Genomic DNA, 19,241 nt, shown 5'->3' on the forward strand with positions numbered 1-19,241 from the left:
CGCCTCCGGCAAAAATCGTCCAAAAATTCTGCAAAAAATTTTCATATTGCGCAAGAAAAATCCCTGTGGAACAGTTCTTGCGAGGCGGAAGAAACAGGAGGAGTGATGCCGCTTTCGGCCGAACGCCTGAATTCCGCGCTTGCGAGTCTCGTGGCCGGCATGACCGGCCTGCGCCATGACGGGCGGTTCGATGAACCCAATCTCGACGGGACGCCGGGAGACTACGTCAGCTTCGACAGCTGGGAATGGCCGCAGGGCGTCGGACTCTATGGCCTGGTCCGGCTATGGGCGCAGACGGGCGAGGATCGCTTGCTGCAGACGATCGAGGCGTGGTTCGACCGGCGCATCGCGGCCGGACTGCCTGCAATCAACGTCAACACCACCGCGCCGTTACTGGCGCTGAGCGAATTGTGGCGGCGCCGGCGCCAGCCGCGCTTCGAGCCGGTCTTGCGCGAATGGGCGGAGCGGGTGATCACGGCCATGCCGCGAACGCCCGAAGGCGGCTTCCAGCACAATGTTTCGGACCGCGTCAACGATGACGAATTGTGGGACGACACGCTGTTCATGGTGGCGCTGTTTCTTGCGTCCTACGGACAGGCCGCCGGTCAGCGCCGCTTCGTCGAGGAGGCGGAACGGCAGTTCCTGGTCCACGCCCGCTATCTCGCCGATCCGGCATCGGGGCTGTGGTTCCACGGCTGGACGTTCGATGGCCGGCACAATTTCGCCCGCGCGCTCTGGGGCAGAGGCAATGCCTGGATCACGGTGGGCATCCTCGACCTGGTGGAGTTCGCCGAGATCACGCCCTCGGTGCGGAGCTACTTGCTCGGCATACTGGAGACGCAGATCAAGGCGCTGCTCGGGCTCCAGTCCGAGTCGGGGGCATGGCGCACCTTGCTCGACGATCCAGGCTCCTACGAAGAGATCTCCGCCACGGCCGGTTTCGGCTATGGGCTGCTGAAGGCCGCAAGGCTCGGAATCGGTCCGGCGCAATGCAGGGCCGCCGGTCTCCGCGCCCTGGAGGCGGTAGTCGCCAACATCGACGACAAAGGGGTTGTGGCGAATGTGTCCTACGGCACGCGCATGGGCCACGACCTGCAGTTCTACCGAGACATCCCGATCCATCCGACGGGCTACGGGCAGGCGCTGGCGATCCTGTGCCTGACCGAAGGGGCGCGGCATCTGCAGTCGAAAGTGGAAGCGGCATGATGCGAACGCTCTACGGCGCATCGCCAGCCGACATTGCCGGCATGGATACGGAGCGGCTGAGAGCCGAATTCCTGGTCGGCGGCCTATTCCGACCGGACGAGATCGAATTCGTCTACACCCATGTCGATCGCATGATCGTCGGCGGCGCGGTTCCGCTCGCCAAACCGCTGATGTTCGGCAGCGGGGCCGATGTTGGCACTCCCTTCTTCTTCACGGCGCGCGAGATGGGTATCGCCAATCTCGGCGGCAGTGGCACGGTCGCCGTGGACGGCATGCGCTTTGCCCTGGCCAACCGCGACGTCGCCTATATCGGACGTGGCGCGCGCGAGGTGGTGTTGGAGAGCGACGATCCGCAGAGGCCGGCGCGCTTCTACATGAACTCGGTGCCGGCCGGTGCCGACATTCCCCACCGTCTCATCTCCAGGAGCGAAGCCAAGCCGCTGGTGCTGGGCGAGGAAGCGCGCGCAAACAGGCGCACGCTGCGCATGTATATCCACCCCGAAGTGGCTCCATCATGCCTTTTGTTGATGGGCATCACCGATCTCGCGCCGGGCAGCGTGTGGAACACCGTGCCGCCGCATCTGCATGAGCGGCGCATGGAGGCCTACTGCTATTTCGACCTTGCTGCTGCCGATCAGGTCGTCCACCTGATGGGCCGGCCCGACAATACTCGCCATCTGATGGTCGCCGACGGCGATGTCGTCCTGTCGCCGGCCTGGTCGATCCATATGGGCGCCGGCACCGGCCCCTACGCCTTCGTCTGGGGCATGACCGGCGAAAACCAGGCCTACACCGATGTCGATCCGGTAGCCGTGAGGGATCTGAGATGAACGCGGCCGCCCAAAGCGTCGAACCCGGCTTTACATTGCGCAGGCCGCTTGCGGCGGGACAGCCGGTCGTCTATTGGCGGCTCGGGTCGATCGCCGAGCGGCGCTACGATGTGGCCGATCAGCCCATGAGGGGGGAGATGGACCCCTTCTTCTTCCTGACCAAGCACAAGAATTTCATTCCGCATGAATATCCGTGCCGCACGCAATTCGCAGCGGAACGTCGCGGCAAGCGCCCTCAGGTCGGCTCCGAAGTCAGCGGCGGGCGCATCTGGCTACCCTTCGCCTCGCCGCGCATCGACCTGTCAGGCTTCTGGTTCCGGCCGACGGTGCTAGGGACCTGGGCCGAGACGACCATCGACGCTGCGTCGGCCGGCGAGGCGCTGGTGCGGCTGCGCACCTGCGGCGGCGCCATACTTTTCGCCAACGGCGAGGAGGCCGGCTGGATGGCGCCCTACGGCCGCAATCTTGAAAGCGCCGAGGACTTCAAGATCATACTAAAGACCGGTCGCAACGAAATCCGGATATGGTTCGACGATCTCGCCGAACGCGATGCCCGCTACTATTTCCAGCTCGACTTTCTGTCAGGTCCGACTGCTGCGGTCGCGCTGCCGATCGAGGTCGAGGGCGCGGTCGCCGATGCGATGGAGGCGGCGCTCGACGACATGCGTTTCGAGCATCCCGCCTATGACGGCGGCGAGGTGGCGCTGATCACCGGCGTGTCCCTGCCGCGCGACGCCGCGGTCGCGGTCGAGATCGAGGGCGATTTCATGTCGATCGAGGCGCCGGTGCGCTTCGACTTCGCCCTGCCCGCTGGCCAGAAGCGTCTGCCGATCGCCGACGCCGAGCAGTTGCCCGCCGACTTTCGTCATTTCAAGGTAACGCTGACAGTCGGAGCCCACGCCGCATCGCGCGTCTTCGGCGTGGAAATCTGCCACGCGCGCCGCCAGGGCGCCGCGCCGAAAACGCTCGCCGCGCGCATTGACGAGGCGCTCAATGAAGTCGCCGATCGCGCTGAGGCCGACACGGTACGCGCGCTGGCGCGGCTGGCGATCGGGCAGGCGGGCGCCGAGACAGACGCCATGATCTCCGGTTCGCTGCCGGCGATCGAGGATTGTCACGATTGCGCCGATTTCATCCTGGTGCCGTTGCTGTGGTGCCGCAAGGCTTATGGCGAACGGCTGGAAGCAGACCTGCGCGCGCGTGTCGACAAGGCCATCCTCGGCTACCGCTATTGGATGGACGAGCCCGGCAATGACGTGCAGTGGTATTTCTCCGAGAACCACGCGCTGCTCTTTCACACCGCTGCCTATATTGCCGGCGCCCTTCTGCCGGAAGCGCGCTTCGTGCGCTCGGGCCGCCCTGGCCGCGAGCACTCCGCCGTCGGGGCCGCGCGGGTGCGGGCCTGGCTCGATCATTTCGAGGCATGGGAAATGGCCGAGTTCAATTCGGCGCCCTACTTCCCGATCGACCTCAAGGGCCTTTGCGCGCTCTACGCGCTGGCTCCGGACAGGGACATCGCGGAACGCGCCGGCAAAGCGGTCATTCGCCTGCTGGAAATCGTCGCCCGCTCGGCCCATCACGGCATCCTCACCGGCGCGCAGGGCCGCTCCTATGAGCACACGCTGCGCGCCGCGCGTTCGCTCGAGCTATCGGGCGTTTGCCGCATGGTCTGGGGCAAGGGCAATTACGGCATGCGCTTCCACGCATTGCCGCAGCTTGCACTCTGCCTGCGTGACCACGGCATGAGCGTTCCAGCCGAGCTGGCGGCGATTGCCTCCATCACCGATGATATTGCCTGGGAATGGACTTTCGCGCAGGGACAGGACCGCTTTGCGCGGCTCTATCACCACAAGACGCGTCACCATGCGATGGGCAGCGCGGCCGGGTATCGCTGGAACCAGTGGGGTTATCAGGAAACTGTGATCCACGCCCGGCTGGGCAGAAATCCGTATGCGCAGATCTGGATCAACCATCCGGGCGAAGTCCTGCAGTCGGGATATGGCAGGCCGTCCTACTGGGGCGGCTCCGGTACCTTGCCGCGGGTCCACCAATACCGCGACCTCGCCGTGGTCAGCTTCACCTGCTCGGATGAGCAACCTGACTTCACGCACGCCTGGTTTCCGGCGGCTGTGTTCGAGGCCGTGCGCGTGGATGGGCATCGGGCGTTCGCGCAATCGGGCGATGCTTTCGCCATGCTGAAAACCGATGTGCTGCTGACGCCGGTCAAGACCGGTCCGACGGCCGGCAACGAGTTGCGGGCAGCGAGCCGCAGGGCGACATGGATCGTTCGCCTCGGCGACCGGACCGCCGATCTGCAAACGCTCGATGCCTGGGCGGCCGCTTTCGCGGACCTGTCCGTGCGGTCGGGCTCCCAGGGCGAACTGATTGTCGAAGATCCGGAATACGGCACCGTGCGTTTCTTCGCCGACGCAAGGGTCGTGGCTGAGGGGCGGATGCTCGATCCGGCCAACTGGACCGTGCGCGGCGATGCGACACGCATGAAACGCCAGGAATAGGAGGAAATCGGCTGCGGCCCTCGAGAGGAGAGGGCGGGGCGGCTTGAACGGTCGGGGCGCGGCCCCGGACAAAGGAGGAGACAAAACATGACCAAGACCCGCACTTTGCTGGCCGCGATATCGGTCAGCCTGCTCGCATCGACCAGCGCCTTTGCCGGCGATGTGCGCATCATGTGGTACTCGGACGGTGTCGAAGGCGATGTCATCCAGGACCTTCTTAACCGCTTCATGAAGGACAACCCGGACATCCACGTCACGCTCGACAACGTCGCCTACAAGGTGATCCAGGAACAGCTGCCCATCCAGCTCGAAGCCGGTCAGGGACCGGATATCGCCCGCGTCACCAACATCAAGGAGCTCGCCCAGCACTGGCTCGATCTCAGGCCGCTGGTGGCTGATCCGAAATACTGGGATGACAATTTCGGCGACACGCTGGACTGGATGCGACCCGACGGCTCCAAAGCCATTCCCGGTTTCATGACCCAGCTCACGCTCACCGGCGGCTTCGCCAACAAGACGCTGTTCGAACAGGCCGGCGTGGCGTTACCCGGCGACAGGGCAAGCTGGGACGACTGGATCGCAGCCGCCGCCGAGGTAGCCAAGAGCCAGCAGCTCCCCGCTGCCTTCGCGATCGACCGTTCCGGTCACCGCATTTCGGGTCCGAATGTCTCCTATGGGGCGAATTACATCGGATCCGATGGCATGCCGGCAAAAGTGGACGACGGTACCAAGGCTTTCGTGACCAAGCTGGTCGACTGGACTGCAAAGGGGCTGATGTTGAAGGACACCTGGGTGTCCGCGGCAGGCTCGACCTACCGTGCCGCCGCCGACGATTTCATCAACGCGCAGATCCCGTTCTACTATTCGGGAAGCTGGCAGGTTGCCAATCTCTCGACCAAGATCGGCGACAGTTTCGACTGGGTGGCGACCGGCTCGCCCTGCGGCACCGCTGGCTGCTCGGGCGTGAAAGGCGGCGCAGCGCTGGTCGCCATCAAATACACGAAGAACCCCAAGGATGTCGCCAAGGTCATGGATTATCTGGCCCGCGAAGATATCGTGAAGGAGTTCAGCGAGCGCACGCTGTTCCTGCCGGCGCACAAGGGTGTCGTCGCGAAGGGCGGCCTCAAATGGGATTCGACCGACAAGAATGTCGGTCCGGCGCTCGATAAGTTCGTCAAGGCCGCAGGTGAGACGCTGCCGGCGGCGGATGCGCTGCCGCCGTGGAAATGGGCCAACGCCTATTATGCGGCGCTGGTGACCCGTGTCAGCCAGGTAATGGCCGGCGAGCTCACGCTCGACGAAGCCTGGGGCAAAATCGACCAAGACATCGCCGACAAGGTCGCAGAGGCCAAGTGAACGCCGCCGCGACACTCAAGACTTGGACGGCCGCCGCTCTCGCCGCGCCGGTCGTCTGGCTTGCATCGATCGTCAACGTGCCGCTCAAATCCTGGCAGCGGGCGACGGGCACCGGCGGCATGGCCGCCTTCTTCCTTGCCCCGAACATGGCGATCTTCGGCATCTTCGTGCTGGTGCCGCTGGTCATCAACTTCTTCTATTCGGCCACGTCCGGAACGGCCTACTTCCTGCAGGACCGCACCTATGTCGGGCTTGAGCAATATCAGCGCCTGCTCGACTGCGGCAGCTATCTGGACCCTGCCACGTGCCGCGAGGATCTCTTCTGGAAGGCCGCGCACAATACGGGTCTGTTCGTCGTCGTGCAGGTCGCGCTGATGACGATTGTGTCGATCGCAACCGCGCTGATCCTCAACCGCGAGATCGTGGGGCGCAGCTTCTGGCGCGCGGTGTTCTTCTTTCCGGTGCTGCTGTCGCCCGTCGTCACCGGCCTGATCTGGCGCTGGATCCTGCAACGCCAGGGGCTGCTGAACCTGATCGTCCACGACATGGGAGGCGAGCCGTACAACTGGCTGACCGATCGTTTCTGGGCCTTCACCGCCGCCGTCAGCGTTTCGGTCTGGGCCCATATGGGCTTTTACACGCTCATACTGCTTGCCGGCCTGCAGGCGATCCCACGCGACCTTTACGAAGCAGCCGAGATGGACGGCACCAAACCGGCGCGGGTATTCTGGCGCATCACGCTGCCGCTCTTGATGCCGAACCTGCTTGTCGTCATCGTGCTGGCGCTGATCCGCGCCGTGCAAATCTTCGACGAGGTCTATGTGCTGACGGGAGGAGGGCCGGGCACCTCCACTCTCTATCTCACGCAATACATCTATGAGATCGGCTTCGCCTCGCTGCTGCGCAATCCGGGGTTGGCTTCGGCGGCTTCCATCCTGATGGGGCTGGTACTGGTTGTGCTTACCCTGCTTCAGCTGCAGGTCGGGCGCCGCGGCGAGCGGAAGGGAGCGCGCGAATGAGCGGCGTCGCGACATTCCTGACCCGCCGGCGCGGCGGCCGGGGCTGGCATTGGACGGACATCGTGAGCTGGCTGTGGCTCACCGGCGGCCTGGTGATCATGTTCGGCCCGGCCGTCTGGCTGGTGGGCTCGTCGTTGAAGACGCCAGCACAGCTTGCCGAGTTCCCGCCGACCATCCTGCCCTATGTCAGCCAGCAGGTGACGGTAGAAGGTCACGACAAGCCGCTCACCCTCTATAGGGTGACGCTGCCGGACGGCTCGACCAAGATGCTGGCCGAGCTGCGCCGCATCGGCACCGTGGCACAGATGGTGGACCCGAAGGCGCCGAACGATATCGTGAAGGTTAACATCGCCAGCCGTGAACCGGTGCGCGAAATCGGCTTCGCGACGGAGAACTACACCGAACCCTTCGTCCATTTCGACTTCCTGCGCTATCTTCGCAATTCGGTTTTCGTGACGGCAATGGCGACGCTAATCACGCTGCTCACCAATTCGATGGCCGCCTTTGCCCTGTCGAAATACAGGTTTCGCGGCCGCGATCTCACAATGCTGTTGATCGTCGGTACGCTGATGGTGCCGCTGTCGGTCATCCTGGTGCCGCTCTATTCGGTGGTGAGCGCTGTCGGCCTGCTCGATTCACTGTGGGGCGTGATCCTGCCGACGGTGGCGACGCCGACCGGCGTGTTCCTGTTGCGCCAATATATGCTGACCATCCCGGACGAGCTGCTGGACGCGGCGCGCATGGACAATGCGTCCGAGTGGCAGATCTACTGGCGTATCGTGCTGCCTCTTGCCGCGCCGGCGCTCGCGGTGCTCGCGATCTTTTCGGTCGTCTGGCGCTGGAACGACTTCCTTTGGCCGCTGGTGGTTCTGTCGCGCAAGGAACTCTACACGCTCCAGGTCGGGCTCAACACCTATGCCGGCCAGCTCAACGTGCAGTGGCATTATATCCTGGCGATGACCGTTGTGACGATGATCCCCGTCGTTCTCGTCTTCGTCTTCCTGCAGCGCTACATCACGTCCGGCATTGCAGGTTCCGGGCTGAAATGAGGGTCCCATGGGACGCATAACGCTGACCGACATCGATCGCGCTTACGGAAAGATGAAGATCCTGCACGACATCAATCTCGACGTCGGCAACGGCGAGATGCTGGTGCTCGTCGGTCCGTCGGGTTGCGGCAAGTCCACGCTGCTGCGCCTGATCGCCGGGCTCGATCGGCCGACTGGCGGCAGGATCGAGATCGACGGCGCCGATGTCACCGAGGTTTCGGCTGCGCGGCGCGGACTGGCGATGGTGTTCCAGTCCTATGCGCTCTATCCGCATATGAGCGTGCGGCAGAACCTTGCCTTCGGGCTCGAAAACATCCGCATGCCGAAAGCCGAGATCGACGCGCGCATCACGGAAGCGGCGCGCATGCTGGACATTACGCCTTATCTCGATCGCCGGCCCGGTCAACTGTCGGGCGGGCAGAAGCAGCGCGTAGCGATTGGCCGTGCGGTCGTGCGCAATCCGACCGCTTTTCTGCTCGATGAACCGCTATCCAACCTCGACGCCGAACTTCGCATTTCGACGCGCGCCGAATTGGCTGCGCTGCACAAACGGCTGGCAACCACGATGATCTATGTGACCCATGACCAGGTCGAGGCGATGACGCTGGCGGACCGCATCGTGGTGATGCGGTCAGGGCGGATCGAGCAGGTCGGCCGGCCGCTGGACCTCTACAACGCACCGGCAAACCTGTTCGTCGCCGGCTTCATCGGCGCTCCGCGCATGAACCTTTTGCCGGTCAAGGTGCGTTCCGCCAGCGGCACGCAGGTGCACGTCGAAGGTCCGGGCGGGCTTTCGGCCGCGATTGCGGCCGACGGGGCTGCGCTGAAGCCCGGAGATGAGGTCACACTTGGCATACGGCCGCATGACATCGAGCTCTCGGACGCCAGTAAGGGATCGGTCGAAGCACGGGTGACGCTGGCCGAAGCGCTCGGACCGGAAACCGTTGTCCACGCCACCATCGCCGGCGACAACAGACTGGTCGCGGTGCTCAAGCGCCAGGAAGTTCAAACGCAAGGTCAGCCGATCAATCTCGTTCTGCCGCCGGAGCGGATGCATCTCTTCGATTCTGCCGGGCTACGGGTCGCTTCGCGCCGAGCAGCTCCCGCTAAAGCGTGTCACGACGAAACGGATTGAGGCGACACGCTTTTAAATCTTTGTTTTGATGCATGTCGTTCACCCAAAATTGCTGCGCACTTTTGGGCCGACCCGAATCTCTCGCAGCGAGATTTGGCGGAGAGGGTCGGCTTGTCTCAGAATGCTTGCTGGCGGCGGCTCCAACCTCCACTCGCTTGGCCTGATTCGCGGGTCGAACAGCAATAGCGATCTCCACGCGCTGGGGTTCGACCTGACCGTCTTCGTCATGATCCGCACTCGTCATCATTCCAAGAAAAGGAGTGAGGCTTTCCGCGCCCATGTCGAGCGGTTGCCGGAGGTGATCGATTTCTATCGGATCGGCAGAGATTGGGACTACCTGATCAAGGTCGTGACGCAAGGCATGTCCGGCTACGATGCCTTCTACCAGAAACTGATCACGAACTTCGACCTTGCAGCGGTCACAGGCTTCTTTTCCATGGAGGCGATCTACGCCCGGTCGACCTGATGAACCTGCGATAACTCGGCGCCCGCATTTGGACCTGTCGCTGACCATCGGGCAAACCCTAGGCCAGCGCCAAGGTTCGACGTCGTCGTTGGCATTACCTGCTCGGTAAACGCCTCCGGCCGTGATGCCCTGGAGTTCTGACGAAGTTTCGCTCAGGTCCGCACTCGCAGCGCCCGTTCCAGCCGGTCGGCAATCTGCGTGACGACATAGGCAATCACCATGTAGATCACGACGGCAATGACGAAGGCTTCGAGGTAGTAGTAATTCAGCGCCGCGGTCAACTGGGACTGGGCGAAGATATCGACAACCTCGATGGCGAACCCGAGGGAAAGCGCCTTCATTATGACCATCATGGAGGTTGTGAGGTCGGGAATTGCCGTGAGGGCCACCTGGGGAAACAGGATCCGCCGGAACAGTTGGCCGCTTGTATAGCCCAGCGAATGGGCGGCGTCCGACTGACCGGTATCGAAGGCGTTCAGAGCTCCCTTGATGATCTCCGATTGGAACGCGGCGACACAGCCGGTAATCGCCACGACCAGGATGACCCAGTTGGGAGTATTGTGTGCGTTGAAATCAATCCCGAGCAGCGAGAACAGGAACTGGAATGCCGGCGGCAGACCGAAATAGGCAAGGAAAATCACGATGACCATCGGGACGCCTTTGAAGACGATCTTGTAGGCCATAATGAGTTCTCGCAGCAGGGGGACCCGTCTGTATTCGATGAGCGCGAAAATGCTGCCGACTATCGTCGACAAGACGAAAATCAAGACCGCCATTCCAACGGTAACGGGCACGGCGCCCAGAATTTCTTGCGTGTCCTGGACTAAGATATCGGTATCAAACATGGTTAATACCCTTGGGTCAGACGCTTGCGATAGCAGCGTTTTTGATCGGAGCGGTGGTCGTCACCTCCAATGCTTGCATCGGCGAGCGAAGCTCGAAGAAGCGCACAATGAGCCAAGCGATCAGGCACATCAGCGAATAGATGACCGCCAGCACCAGGTACGTTTCGAACTGGTACTGATTGTAGTCGCGCTCCATGATCAAATGCGCGGTCGCCATCACGTCCGCCGCCCCGATATACATGACCAGCGCAACGTTGTGGATCAGGTAGATGATGGAATTTCCATAGCCCGGCAATGCAAAGTGCACCGCCTGTGGACCTACGACGCGAGCGATCTTCTGGCGAAAGGTGTATCCCAGACTGTCTGCCGCATCATGCTGGCCGCGATCGACGGCCAGGTATGCCGGCCGCATGACTTCCGACAGATATCCCCCGTGGTAAAAGCTTAGTCCCACCATTGCCGCGACCGTCGGCGAGAAAAAATCTGCAGACCCGAACAGGGCCACCAATAGGGGAAGCCCGTAGAACGCGATGAACAACTGGAGGACGACTGGAACACTTCGGGCATAGGACACGTAGAGATCGGTCAGGTGACTGATCACCGGCATCCTGCGAACCCGGAGTGTTGTCGCCACGAGAGCCAGGCAAAAGCCGACTAACATGGCCGTGAACGTGATGGCGAGCGTCAGCGGCAACGCCGAGAGCAACTCGGGGATCATAGCAGAAACATCCACCTTGAAACGCTCCTTCTTGCAATTCAGTCTTGCCGCTGACTAACAAATATGGTCGCAGGCGATCGGCTTATTTCATGTACTGGACGATGCCCTCGCCGAACCATTTCTGCGAGAGCTTTTCGATCGTGCCGTCGTCTTTCAACTCCTTGAGGACCTTGTTCACATCGTCAGCCAAAACTTTGTTTTCATCCGACCTGTGAATGAGCATGTAGGTGTTGTTGCTGAAGACCGGCTCGGACGGCACGATATCGAGCTTCTTTTCCTCGATGACGGTCTGTTCGCCCAAATTCGAAGGCAGGACAAGCGCGTCGAACTTGCCGTTCTGAACTTCGTCCAAACGGTTCGGGTAGGGGATGCCCGCGCTCGATGCCGTCACGTCAAGCTTGTATTGCGGGTTCTCTTTCTGCCAGTTCATGATGAATTTGTAGGTTCCGCCGCCGGCCGTGGTCGGAACGATCCTCTTGCCGACCAGGTCTTTCATTTCATTAATGCCGCTGCCTTTTTTGCTGTAGATCTTCATCAGGCTGGCCCCCATCGGGTTTTCCGGGATGAGGAACTGCTTGGCGCGCTCAGGCGACTTGTAGTAGCCGCCGACCGCGATGTCGTACTTGCCTGTGGCGAGGCCGGTTTCCTGCGCGATATCCGAGACGCCTTCCATCTCGAACTTGTACTGCGGCAGCTTGGCATTGATTGCCCTCAGCAGATCAGGTTCATAGCCTTGCGGTTCGACGCCGATCGCGCCCCACGCCAGCGGCTTGGATTCCGCCGACGTGGCGATCTTGATCGTCCGGACCGTCTCGCCATGACTGATCCCTGCGGTTGCAAGGGCGATTGCGATGCCGCCGGCAACAGCCAGGGCAGCACGACGGGAAAGACTGGATGTGATTGCAGACATTTCTTAGGTTCCCTTCTTGTTGAGCTATTGAAAAGCGAGTTCTGACTGCAGGAATTGAGCAAGTCGCGGGCTGGATGGCGCGTCGAAGATCTCAGCCGGGCTGCCGTCGGCGGCAACCACGCCACGATCCATGAAGACGATCCGGTTCGAGATGTTCTTTGCGAATTGCATCTCGTGGGTCACAAGCAGCGAAGTGATCCCTGACGACGTGACATCCTTGATCACCTTCAGAACTTCGCCGACGAGTTCAGGATCCAGCGATGACGTCGGCTCATCGAAGAGCATCACGTCGGGCCGAACCGCCAGCGCACGCGCGATGCCGGTGCGCTGGAGCTGGCCGCCCGACAGCTGGGAAGGATAGCTGTCCCGCTTCGCCGAGAGACCGACCCGGTCAAGCTCTCGCAGCGCGATTTCACGCGCCTCGTCCGCGGATTTGCGCTGCACGACGACAAGCGGATCCATCACGTTCTGGAGGACCGTCATGTTCTTGAAGACATTGAATTGCTGAAAGACCATCGCCGTTCGAAGCCGGATCGCCTGGACAGCGGTCTTGTCGGCGCGCTGGTAGTCCATCCGGATCTGGTCGAATGCGATGGTTCCTGACGACGGCTTGGCCAGGTAGTTAATGCATTTCAGCAGCGTGGTCTTGCCGGTTCCGCTCGGGCCGATGATCGACACCACGTCACCTCGATTAACAGAGAGATTGACGCCGTTGAGGACCTGCGTGCTTCCGTAAGACAGCTTTATGTTTTTGAGTTCAAGCATTTCTGGTTGGCCCTTCAAAGTGTGAGACGGACTGGCTTGACTACACGCGACGTGATCACCCGCTCTCCGCGTGGCCCAGAACGTGCATCAGCCGGTTTGCCCAGCCGAAGATCGATATGGCGTGGATCAGATCGATGATCTCGGCGTCATCCATGCCGACGGATCGCAGCGAGGCGATATCGTCTGCCGTCGCTTCCGACGGCGCCGCCGACAGACGGCGGGCAAAGCTGTAGATTGCCGCATCGCGCGGCCCAAGCTTTTCGGGTTTGTCGAGGTACAGCGCGGTGACCACCTCATCGCTCTTGGTCAGCTCCGCATGCCGGCGGGCGTGAACGACGGCACAGAATTTGCAGCCGTTGACGATCGAGGCGCCCAACGCGCCAAGTTCGCGATCGGGGCGGGCAAGCCCGCCTTCGACATACATGATCGCGTTGAACAGGATCGTGCGGGCAAGATAGCTTTCGGGATCGTGCGCCAGGGTGCGCACATATTCCGAAACTTTCTTGGCAGAGGGCGTGACCTTCATCGCTTCGAGCTGTTCCGGCGTGGCCTCGGAGAGTTCGACCGGTGCGATATAGGGATGCCAATTCAGAGGCTTCAGGCGAACCGAGGAAATCATGCCGACCTCATCAATCGCAAGCCGGTCGCGACCCGCGCCTGGAAGTTTACGAAGGCGATCAGTTCGGAGAGCGCGACGATCTGAGGATTGTTTAACCCCGCCTGCGCCAGCAGCACGATGTGGCTCGCCTCTGCTTTTTTCGGCGTCAGCGTGATCAGGTCGACATGCTTGGCGATTGTCACCAATGGCTCCTCAAGATCCGTTTCGCCCCGCGCCAAGCTCAGAAGCTGCTCCGTCGGACCAAGCTGAGCCAGTTGCACATCATATTCGGCCATCAGTACGGGATCAGCATTGAGGGCGGCCATCCGACGGGCCAGAGCAACTCGCAAATTCGCGGCCAGCCCTTGGTCGTTTGCCGGTTGCAGGACGGAGAGGCGACATTCCTCCGCGCCTTGCACGAATTCGGGTCGAAACCGCCGCGTAGCGAAAAGGGCATCTTCCGGCGAAAGACCGGCGGCCTTGTCCATTGCGTCGATCACTGGACGGCCTCCTTCTGCAGCAGAGGTGTTGAATCGACCCATTCGTCACCGAAAAGTTCGGGGGTGTCGTAGGCGATCAGATTGGCGAAGTGGGTTTCGACATCTTCGGCAAAGAGCGATGCGGTAATGCCGCGGACCAGACGCTCGGCACCGGCACTGACGGCCGGAATATCGCCGGAGACCTTGCCGTGGGTCAGCATGGCAGCATCGTTGAAGCAGTGGATATGCGCCAGCATCGGGCAGGAGCCCGGGTTGCGTTCGCGAAACTCGAAAGCGGGACCGAGATCGGGGGCCTCCGACATGCCGGCACGCGGCGGCCCCATATCGGGTGAATATCGACCATCCGACCAGGTGCGGATATGGGGGGCGAGCGCCGCAAACTCAGGGCGGTCGCTGAAGTCGTTTGAGAAGCCGGTCGCCGCGATCAGGAAGTCGTAGCGCATTGGCCCTTGTGTGGTTTCAACCAGAAGGCCTTCTGCATCTTGCTTTACCGCGACTATGCCGCAGTCGAGAAAGAACCGAGCGTTGGGATGGCGAGACACGCGGAGCGTCGATGAGCGCGGCGGCGGCGTCTGGGTCGAGGCGGTGTAGTCGAAGAATTTCCACTTCCAAGCATCGGGGAGGTGATAGATGCCGTGTACAACTCCCTGGCTGCCGATGCCGGTCAGCTTGTTGATGCGTGGCATTTCCTTGCGGCGGATCAACATGTCGACCGAGCCGGCGCCCGCCTCGAGCGCCGTTGCGGCATTGTCCATGGAAGAGGCGCCGGCGCCGATGACCGCCACTCGCTTGCCTTTCAGCGCATCGAAATCGATGTCGTCGGCAGAATGGGCCCAATAGGTGCGATCGATGCCCTTGAGGAAATCGGGCACGGCAAAACCGCCGAGGCCGGACCGACCCGTGGCCAGAACGAGATGGCGGGTGAGAACCCGGCCTGTTTCCGCGCCTTCGACATCGATCGCAATTAGATCATCGACGGGCGCGACACCGGTCATGCGCACGCTGTTTCGCACCGGCAGAGCAAGAACTTTGCGATACCAGACCAGGTAGTCCATCCACTGGCTCCTGGGGATTTTGTCCAGATAGTGCCACGCCGCAACGCCCCACTGTGCCGTAAACCAGGCGCGGAAGGTCAACTGGGGTAGGCCAAGCGAGGGGCCGTTCAGGGTCTTCGGCGAGCGCAGCGTTTGCATGCGGGCAAACGTCACCCATGGTCCTTCGAGCCCGGCCGGAGCCGCATCATAGGCAACAACATTGGTTATCCCGGTCAGCACAAGCTTTGCCGTGGCGGCAAGTCCGCACATGCCGGCGCCAATGACAACGACGTCGCGGACCGGCACACCGTCATGCAATTGCTTGGGGACCCAAGGCTTGGCAGGGAGCTCGAGAAACTCGAGATCCTGGGCAAGCTGAGCTTCCAGCGCAGCAAGGCCTGCTGGGGTGGGAGTATGCTTCATATTCCGGTTCCGTGATTTGTGCCCGACGCAGGATCGGTCACCAATTGTCCGGCCAGGGCTGGATCGAGTTTCCTGAAGCCGGCGATCGACCGTTCAGCCACCGCTTCGACCGCTTCGATCAACGCCTGTGCAACTGGACGAAGGGGGCGGTTTGCTGCAGCCACAACGCCCCAATAAAACAGAACGGTTACATCGAGCGGGCGAATGACGACACCCGGCAGGGGCACTCCATAGGCGGTGAGGGGATCGATGACTGCCGCGACCCCGGTCTTGCGCACGATCTGCAAGGCGCCATAGGCAGTATTGGTCCGGATCACCGGGCCCGTGTCGATGCCGCGGGCAGCCAGCGCTTTGGCGACATGCAACTGAAAACGCAGCGGATTGAGCAGCGTGGCGACGCGGCGACCGGCAAAACCCGAAAGCGGAACGACGTCAAGTTCAGCCAGCGGGTCGTCCTCCCGCACGGCAGCGACATCAGGCGCCGAATAGAGCCGCAGGACATCCAGACCGGGCGTATCGAGCGGCAGGCTCGAAAACCCGACCTCGGCGCGTCCGCTGCGCACCTCCTGGGCGACGATCGAGGGAAGAAACTGCCCGAGATGCGTCTCGTGCGGAAGCTCGACACCCTGGAGCTCAGCCAAGGCCGTGGGGATCAATCCGGTGCCGATCGCAGAGGTTGTTACAATCTGCAGGATGCGCCCCCTGCCGGCGGCGATCATCTTGGCCCGCGCTGCGAGCTCAGTGAAGGACATCAGCAGGCGCCGCGCTTCCTCCTCGAAGGCGACCCCTTCTTCAGACAACTGCACGCGTCGACCGATCCGGTGCAGCAATTCGAAGCCAAGCTCGGCCTCGAGGTCCTGAATGGTGCGTGTAACCGCAGGCTGGGAACGCCCGAGCATGTCAGCCGCCTTGGTGATGCTGCCGCTGGCCGCAACCGCAAGGAAGGTCTGAAGGTCTCGGGTTTCCATGCTCTCCCTACATGCGTAATCCGAATGATTGACATCGTCTCATTCGTTTTTGATATATGTCAAGGGGAAACTAATGTTCGCTGCGGCTTTGTGCATTTTGCCGGCTCAGAGCTGATCGGGGCGGGCCAATGACGGTTGTCGCGGCTCCAACTTGCGGAACCCACCTAATGAAAAATTGAAGCTGACCGACAGCAAAGGCGAACCATAAACTGCAACAGGAGGAATATTATGCGCGTGAGTATTCTGGGCGCCGGAGCAATCGCTTATGGCCTTGCCGCCTATCTGGCGAATTCGGGACATTCGCCATCACTTTGGTCACCGTCGGGACAGCGCACCAAAGCCTTGGCTGCTGGGGATTTGTTGAAAGCGACGGGGGATATAGAGGCGACGGTTCCGGTACGCATTGCCAGGGACTGCAAGGATGCCGTCGCCAACGCGGACGTGGTGGTGATTGCGCTCCCGGCCTACGGCCACAAGATGGTGATGGATGCGGCCATCCCCCATCTGACTGATGGAATACCGGTCATCATCAGTTCGCATTGTTCGTTCGCGGCGCTTTATCTCTCCAGGCGATTGGCTGAACGCAAGGTCTCGTTGCCGATCGTCGTTTGGGGCACAACGCTATTGACTGGCCGCCAGCTCGGGCCGACCGAAGTCCATGTCACCACCATTCGCCAGAAGCTTGACGTTGCGACGCTGCCCTTCAAAGCCCAGGATGAAGGATACGAACTTTGCACGACCTTGTTCGATGATCGTTTCGTCAAGCGCGACGGGATGCTTGCGATCGCGCTCAGCAACCTCAATCCGCAAAATCATCTGGGAATTGCGCTTCTTAATCTGACGCGCATGGAAAAGGCCGAGCAATGGAGCCAGGGGGGAAACGTCACCCCTGCCGTCGGCTGCCTTATCGAGGCCCTGGATGCCGAACGGCTTGCCATCGCCAGCCATTTTGGCATCGCAGTTCGGACCGTCAAAGAGCATTTTTCGTTGTCGTTCCATGTTCCGATGGGAACCGTTTCGGAGATGAATCAGGAGATGGACCGCCAAGGCCGCGGTGGCTTTGGACCGACAACCATCGAAAGCCGCTATATTCTCGAGGACGTCCCGTTCGGGCTGCTGCCGACCGCATTGTTGGGTAATATCACCGGGAACCCGGCCATACTCCACGAGTCCGGAATTTCGATCTTGTCGGCTGCTTACGGTCGCGATCTCAAGGCAGGCAACGATATTCTTCCTGCTCTTGGAATCGAGGGAATGTCAGACGTAGACCTCGCGAACCTTTCGCGCGAGGGATTCTAGCTAGGCACAGGGGATTGCGGGGCCAAGTCAGGCCCGGCGCGTGGCCAAACGCAAACGCGTCGCCATAGGGGAGGGGCGGCGTCGAGTTGCCACTGGCTAGTTACCGGAAATTCAACGAGCAGTCCTGGGATGTGAGGGCCAACTCAACGATGTCGCGAGCAAAACATTAAGAAAGCTCGCGTGTGCCCTGAATATCACTCGTATATTAGGCCAATTTATCTGAAATAATCTGAGCACTTCAGTCGACCCTCCTGCCAAGTTGATTCGGCGCTACATCCGACCAACTCTTGGTTCCCGCGCTAGCATCTGGCCTTTCAAATATTTGCCAACCGAGAGCGCATGCTCGCCGGACGCCTATCACATCCGGTCCTGCGATTATATCTGACGCCGACCGCGCTGGGAACAAGACCGCGCTGGGAACAAGGTTACCGCTTGCCAGGAGGAGTGCGGAGCAACATTGGCGTGGTGAAAACGTTGGGGCTTTGCGCTTGATACCCTGCCCGGTGAGCAGCAGAAGCATTATTCCGGCGATCGGTCGAAGACTGTTCGCCGCTTTTCCAGATTGGCGAGATGTCTGACTTTCTTACCATGTATTTCACGTTCCCGGGCATGCCGACGCCTCTACCAGTCCTTTCTTTGTTTCTGAAATGAAAGGTCAGCTTCGTGGGACACTGCCTCGCAACGTCGCATTTTTCAAAGAAATGGCGTTGCAAATGCAACGCCATGATTCCTTAACGCCGCGGAGAAAGGCAGAAGCGCCGATAGAGCCTGCCGCAACGCGGAACCCTGCTAGCCGCGTTGTGACTTTCGTTTCGCCTTCGGCGCCGGGCTAGCAGCAGTCTTGCGTCCAAGCCCGCTTGACTTGGCCAAGATCGATCTTTGGGCAGCGTAGTTCGGCGCGACCATCGGGTAATCTTGCGGGAGGTTCCATTTCTCACGGTATTCTTGGGGTGTCATACCGTAATGCACGCCGAGATGGCGCTTCAGCGATTTGAACTTCTTTCCGTCTTCCAGACAAATGATGAACTCGGGCGTCACTGACCTCTTGGGATTGACTGCCGGCTCCTGTTTCGGCCCGGGGGCCACGCGAACCTTGCCGATTCCGGACAGCGAGGAATGGATAGAGGCAATTAGTTCGGCGAGCCCGGCGACGGGGAGGGCGTTCTTGCTCACATAGGCCGAGACGATATCCGCCGTCAGGCCGACGAGATCAAGGTTTTGAGCCTCGCTTTGTTCGTTCAAGGTATTCACTCCTGGAGTTGAAATCTAAAGCCAGCCCCCCCGCACCCGGCTATGTACTTCAAGTTTGATGGCGCACCAATCCTATTGTTGCAAAACTTTTGTCGGCCTCAGACAAATGGCTGAAAGCACCGGTTTGCGGAAACCAACAATCCCGCACCGAGCAATTTCCTTTCCTGAATATCTTCAAAAGGAAGGAAGTCAAATGCTGGCCGCTGCGCAAGCAGTGCAACCGCGGGATGCCGGGCGATGCGGCGGCCCTGCTGACGCCCGAATTGAACGGCGAAGTTAGCGATATGGTGGCATCGCCCCTCTGATTGGCGACAAAATGATTCCGACTAGCTTATCTGGGACACCCCTGCAGG

Annotated in this window: 18 protein-coding genes and 1 pseudogene; 10 read left to right on the plus strand and 9 right to left on the minus strand. The window is 61.1% G+C overall.

Annotated features, from left to right (window positions below; all coding sequences use genetic code 11):
- Positions 1–105: 105 nt before the first annotated feature.
- The 8 genes and pseudogenes from bglB (at position 106) to ABID26_RS27425 (ending at position 9,591) form a co-directional block, all read left to right on the plus strand.
- Complete coding sequence (gene bglB / locus ABID26_RS27390) at positions 106–1,206, plus strand: beta-galactosidase BglB (RefSeq protein ID WP_292342216.1); 1,101 nt, start codon at positions 106–108, stop codon at positions 1,204–1,206.
- Positions 1,203–2,036 (plus strand): 5-dehydro-4-deoxy-D-glucuronate isomerase, encoded by an 834-nt coding sequence (gene kduI, locus ABID26_RS27395; protein WP_126098592.1) that lies wholly within the window; start codon positions 1,203–1,205, stop codon positions 2,034–2,036. The genes bglB and kduI overlap by 4 nt, the downstream gene beginning before the upstream one ends.
- Positions 2,033–4,552, plus strand: coding sequence for a hypothetical protein (locus tag ABID26_RS27400; protein ID WP_354417120.1), 2,520 nt, complete (start codon positions 2,033–2,035; stop codon positions 4,550–4,552). Before kduI ends, ABID26_RS27400 begins: the two co-directional genes overlap by 4 nt.
- 87 nt (positions 4,553–4,639) lie before the next feature.
- Entirely contained in the window at positions 4,640–5,908 is a 1,269-nt protein-coding gene (locus tag ABID26_RS27405) for an ABC transporter substrate-binding protein (protein ID WP_354417121.1), read from the plus strand.
- Positions 5,905–6,927 carry a carbohydrate ABC transporter permease gene (locus ABID26_RS27410; protein ID WP_435528613.1) on the plus strand — a complete coding sequence of 341 codons (1,023 nt, stop codon included), beginning with the start codon at positions 5,905–5,907 and terminating at the stop codon, positions 6,925–6,927. The genes ABID26_RS27405 and ABID26_RS27410 overlap by 4 nt, the downstream gene beginning before the upstream one ends.
- Complete coding sequence (locus tag ABID26_RS27415; protein ID WP_292371841.1) at positions 6,924–7,976, plus strand: carbohydrate ABC transporter permease; 1,053 nt, start codon at positions 6,924–6,926, stop codon at positions 7,974–7,976. Before ABID26_RS27410 ends, ABID26_RS27415 begins: the two co-directional genes overlap by 4 nt.
- A gap of 7 nt (positions 7,977–7,983) precedes the next feature.
- Positions 7,984–9,111, plus strand: coding sequence for an ABC transporter ATP-binding protein (locus ABID26_RS27420; RefSeq protein WP_354417122.1), 1,128 nt, complete (start codon positions 7,984–7,986; stop codon positions 9,109–9,111).
- 48 nt (positions 9,112–9,159) lie between these two features.
- Positions 9,160–9,591: pseudogene (locus ABID26_RS27425) on the plus strand (Lrp/AsnC family transcriptional regulator).
- A gap of 138 nt (positions 9,592–9,729) precedes the next feature.
- Here ABID26_RS27425 and ABID26_RS27430 read toward each other — a convergent pair.
- The 8 genes from ABID26_RS27430 to ABID26_RS27465 all read right to left on the minus strand — a co-directional run bounded on the left by ABID26_RS27430 (position 9,730) and on the right by ABID26_RS27465 (position 16,338).
- The gene (locus tag ABID26_RS27430) at positions 9,730–10,422 is read right to left on the minus strand and encodes an amino acid ABC transporter permease (RefSeq protein ID WP_126098587.1); all 693 of its coding nucleotides are present in this window, start codon (positions 10,420–10,422) and stop codon (positions 9,730–9,732) included.
- A gap of 16 nt (positions 10,423–10,438) precedes the next feature.
- The gene (locus tag ABID26_RS27435; RefSeq protein WP_126098586.1) at positions 10,439–11,155 is read right to left on the minus strand and encodes an amino acid ABC transporter permease; all 717 of its coding nucleotides are present in this window, start codon (positions 11,153–11,155) and stop codon (positions 10,439–10,441) included.
- Positions 11,156–11,222: 67 nt separating this feature from the next.
- A complete protein-coding gene (locus tag ABID26_RS27440; protein WP_126098585.1) occupies positions 11,223–12,050 on the minus strand; it encodes a transporter substrate-binding domain-containing protein in 828 nt (275 codons plus the stop codon).
- A gap of 24 nt (positions 12,051–12,074) precedes the next feature.
- Complete coding sequence (locus ABID26_RS27445; protein WP_126098584.1) at positions 12,075–12,815, minus strand: amino acid ABC transporter ATP-binding protein; 741 nt, start codon at positions 12,813–12,815, stop codon at positions 12,075–12,077.
- A gap of 55 nt (positions 12,816–12,870) precedes the next feature.
- Complete coding sequence (locus ABID26_RS27450) at positions 12,871–13,434, minus strand: peroxidase-related enzyme (protein ID WP_126098583.1); 564 nt, start codon at positions 13,432–13,434, stop codon at positions 12,871–12,873.
- Complete coding sequence (locus ABID26_RS27455) at positions 13,431–13,913, minus strand: CMD domain-containing protein (protein ID WP_126098582.1); 483 nt, start codon at positions 13,911–13,913, stop codon at positions 13,431–13,433. The genes ABID26_RS27450 and ABID26_RS27455 overlap by 4 nt, the downstream gene beginning before the upstream one ends.
- The gene (locus ABID26_RS27460) at positions 13,910–15,370 is read right to left on the minus strand and encodes an NAD(P)/FAD-dependent oxidoreductase (protein ID WP_354417123.1); all 1,461 of its coding nucleotides are present in this window, start codon (positions 15,368–15,370) and stop codon (positions 13,910–13,912) included. The genes ABID26_RS27455 and ABID26_RS27460 overlap by 4 nt, the downstream gene beginning before the upstream one ends.
- Complete coding sequence (locus tag ABID26_RS27465; RefSeq protein ID WP_292300329.1) at positions 15,367–16,338, minus strand: LysR family transcriptional regulator; 972 nt, start codon at positions 16,336–16,338, stop codon at positions 15,367–15,369. Before ABID26_RS27465 ends, ABID26_RS27460 begins: the two co-directional genes overlap by 4 nt.
- 228 nt (positions 16,339–16,566) lie before the next feature.
- On the opposite strand from ABID26_RS27465, the gene ABID26_RS27470 reads away from it, so the two are divergent.
- On the plus strand, positions 16,567–17,637 hold the full coding sequence (locus ABID26_RS27470; RefSeq protein WP_354417124.1) for an NAD/NADP octopine/nopaline dehydrogenase family protein: 1,071 nt from the start codon (positions 16,567–16,569) through the stop codon (positions 17,635–17,637).
- A 789-nt stretch (positions 17,638–18,426) separates the two neighbouring features.
- On the opposite strand, the gene ABID26_RS27475 is transcribed toward ABID26_RS27470, so the two are convergent.
- Positions 18,427–18,879 (minus strand): Ros/MucR family transcriptional regulator, encoded by a 453-nt coding sequence (locus ABID26_RS27475; protein ID WP_126098578.1) that lies wholly within the window; start codon positions 18,877–18,879, stop codon positions 18,427–18,429.
- A 98-nt stretch (positions 18,880–18,977) separates the two neighbouring features.
- On the opposite strand from ABID26_RS27475, the gene ABID26_RS27480 reads away from it, so the two are divergent.
- Positions 18,978–19,193, plus strand: a complete 216-nt coding sequence (locus ABID26_RS27480) for a hypothetical protein (protein WP_292342224.1) — start codon at positions 18,978–18,980, stop codon at positions 19,191–19,193.
- Positions 19,194–19,241 lie beyond the last annotated feature (48 nt).

This window comes from Mesorhizobium shonense (assembly GCF_040545255.1).
GTDB lineage: Bacteria > Pseudomonadota > Alphaproteobacteria > Rhizobiales > Rhizobiaceae > Mesorhizobium > Mesorhizobium shonense.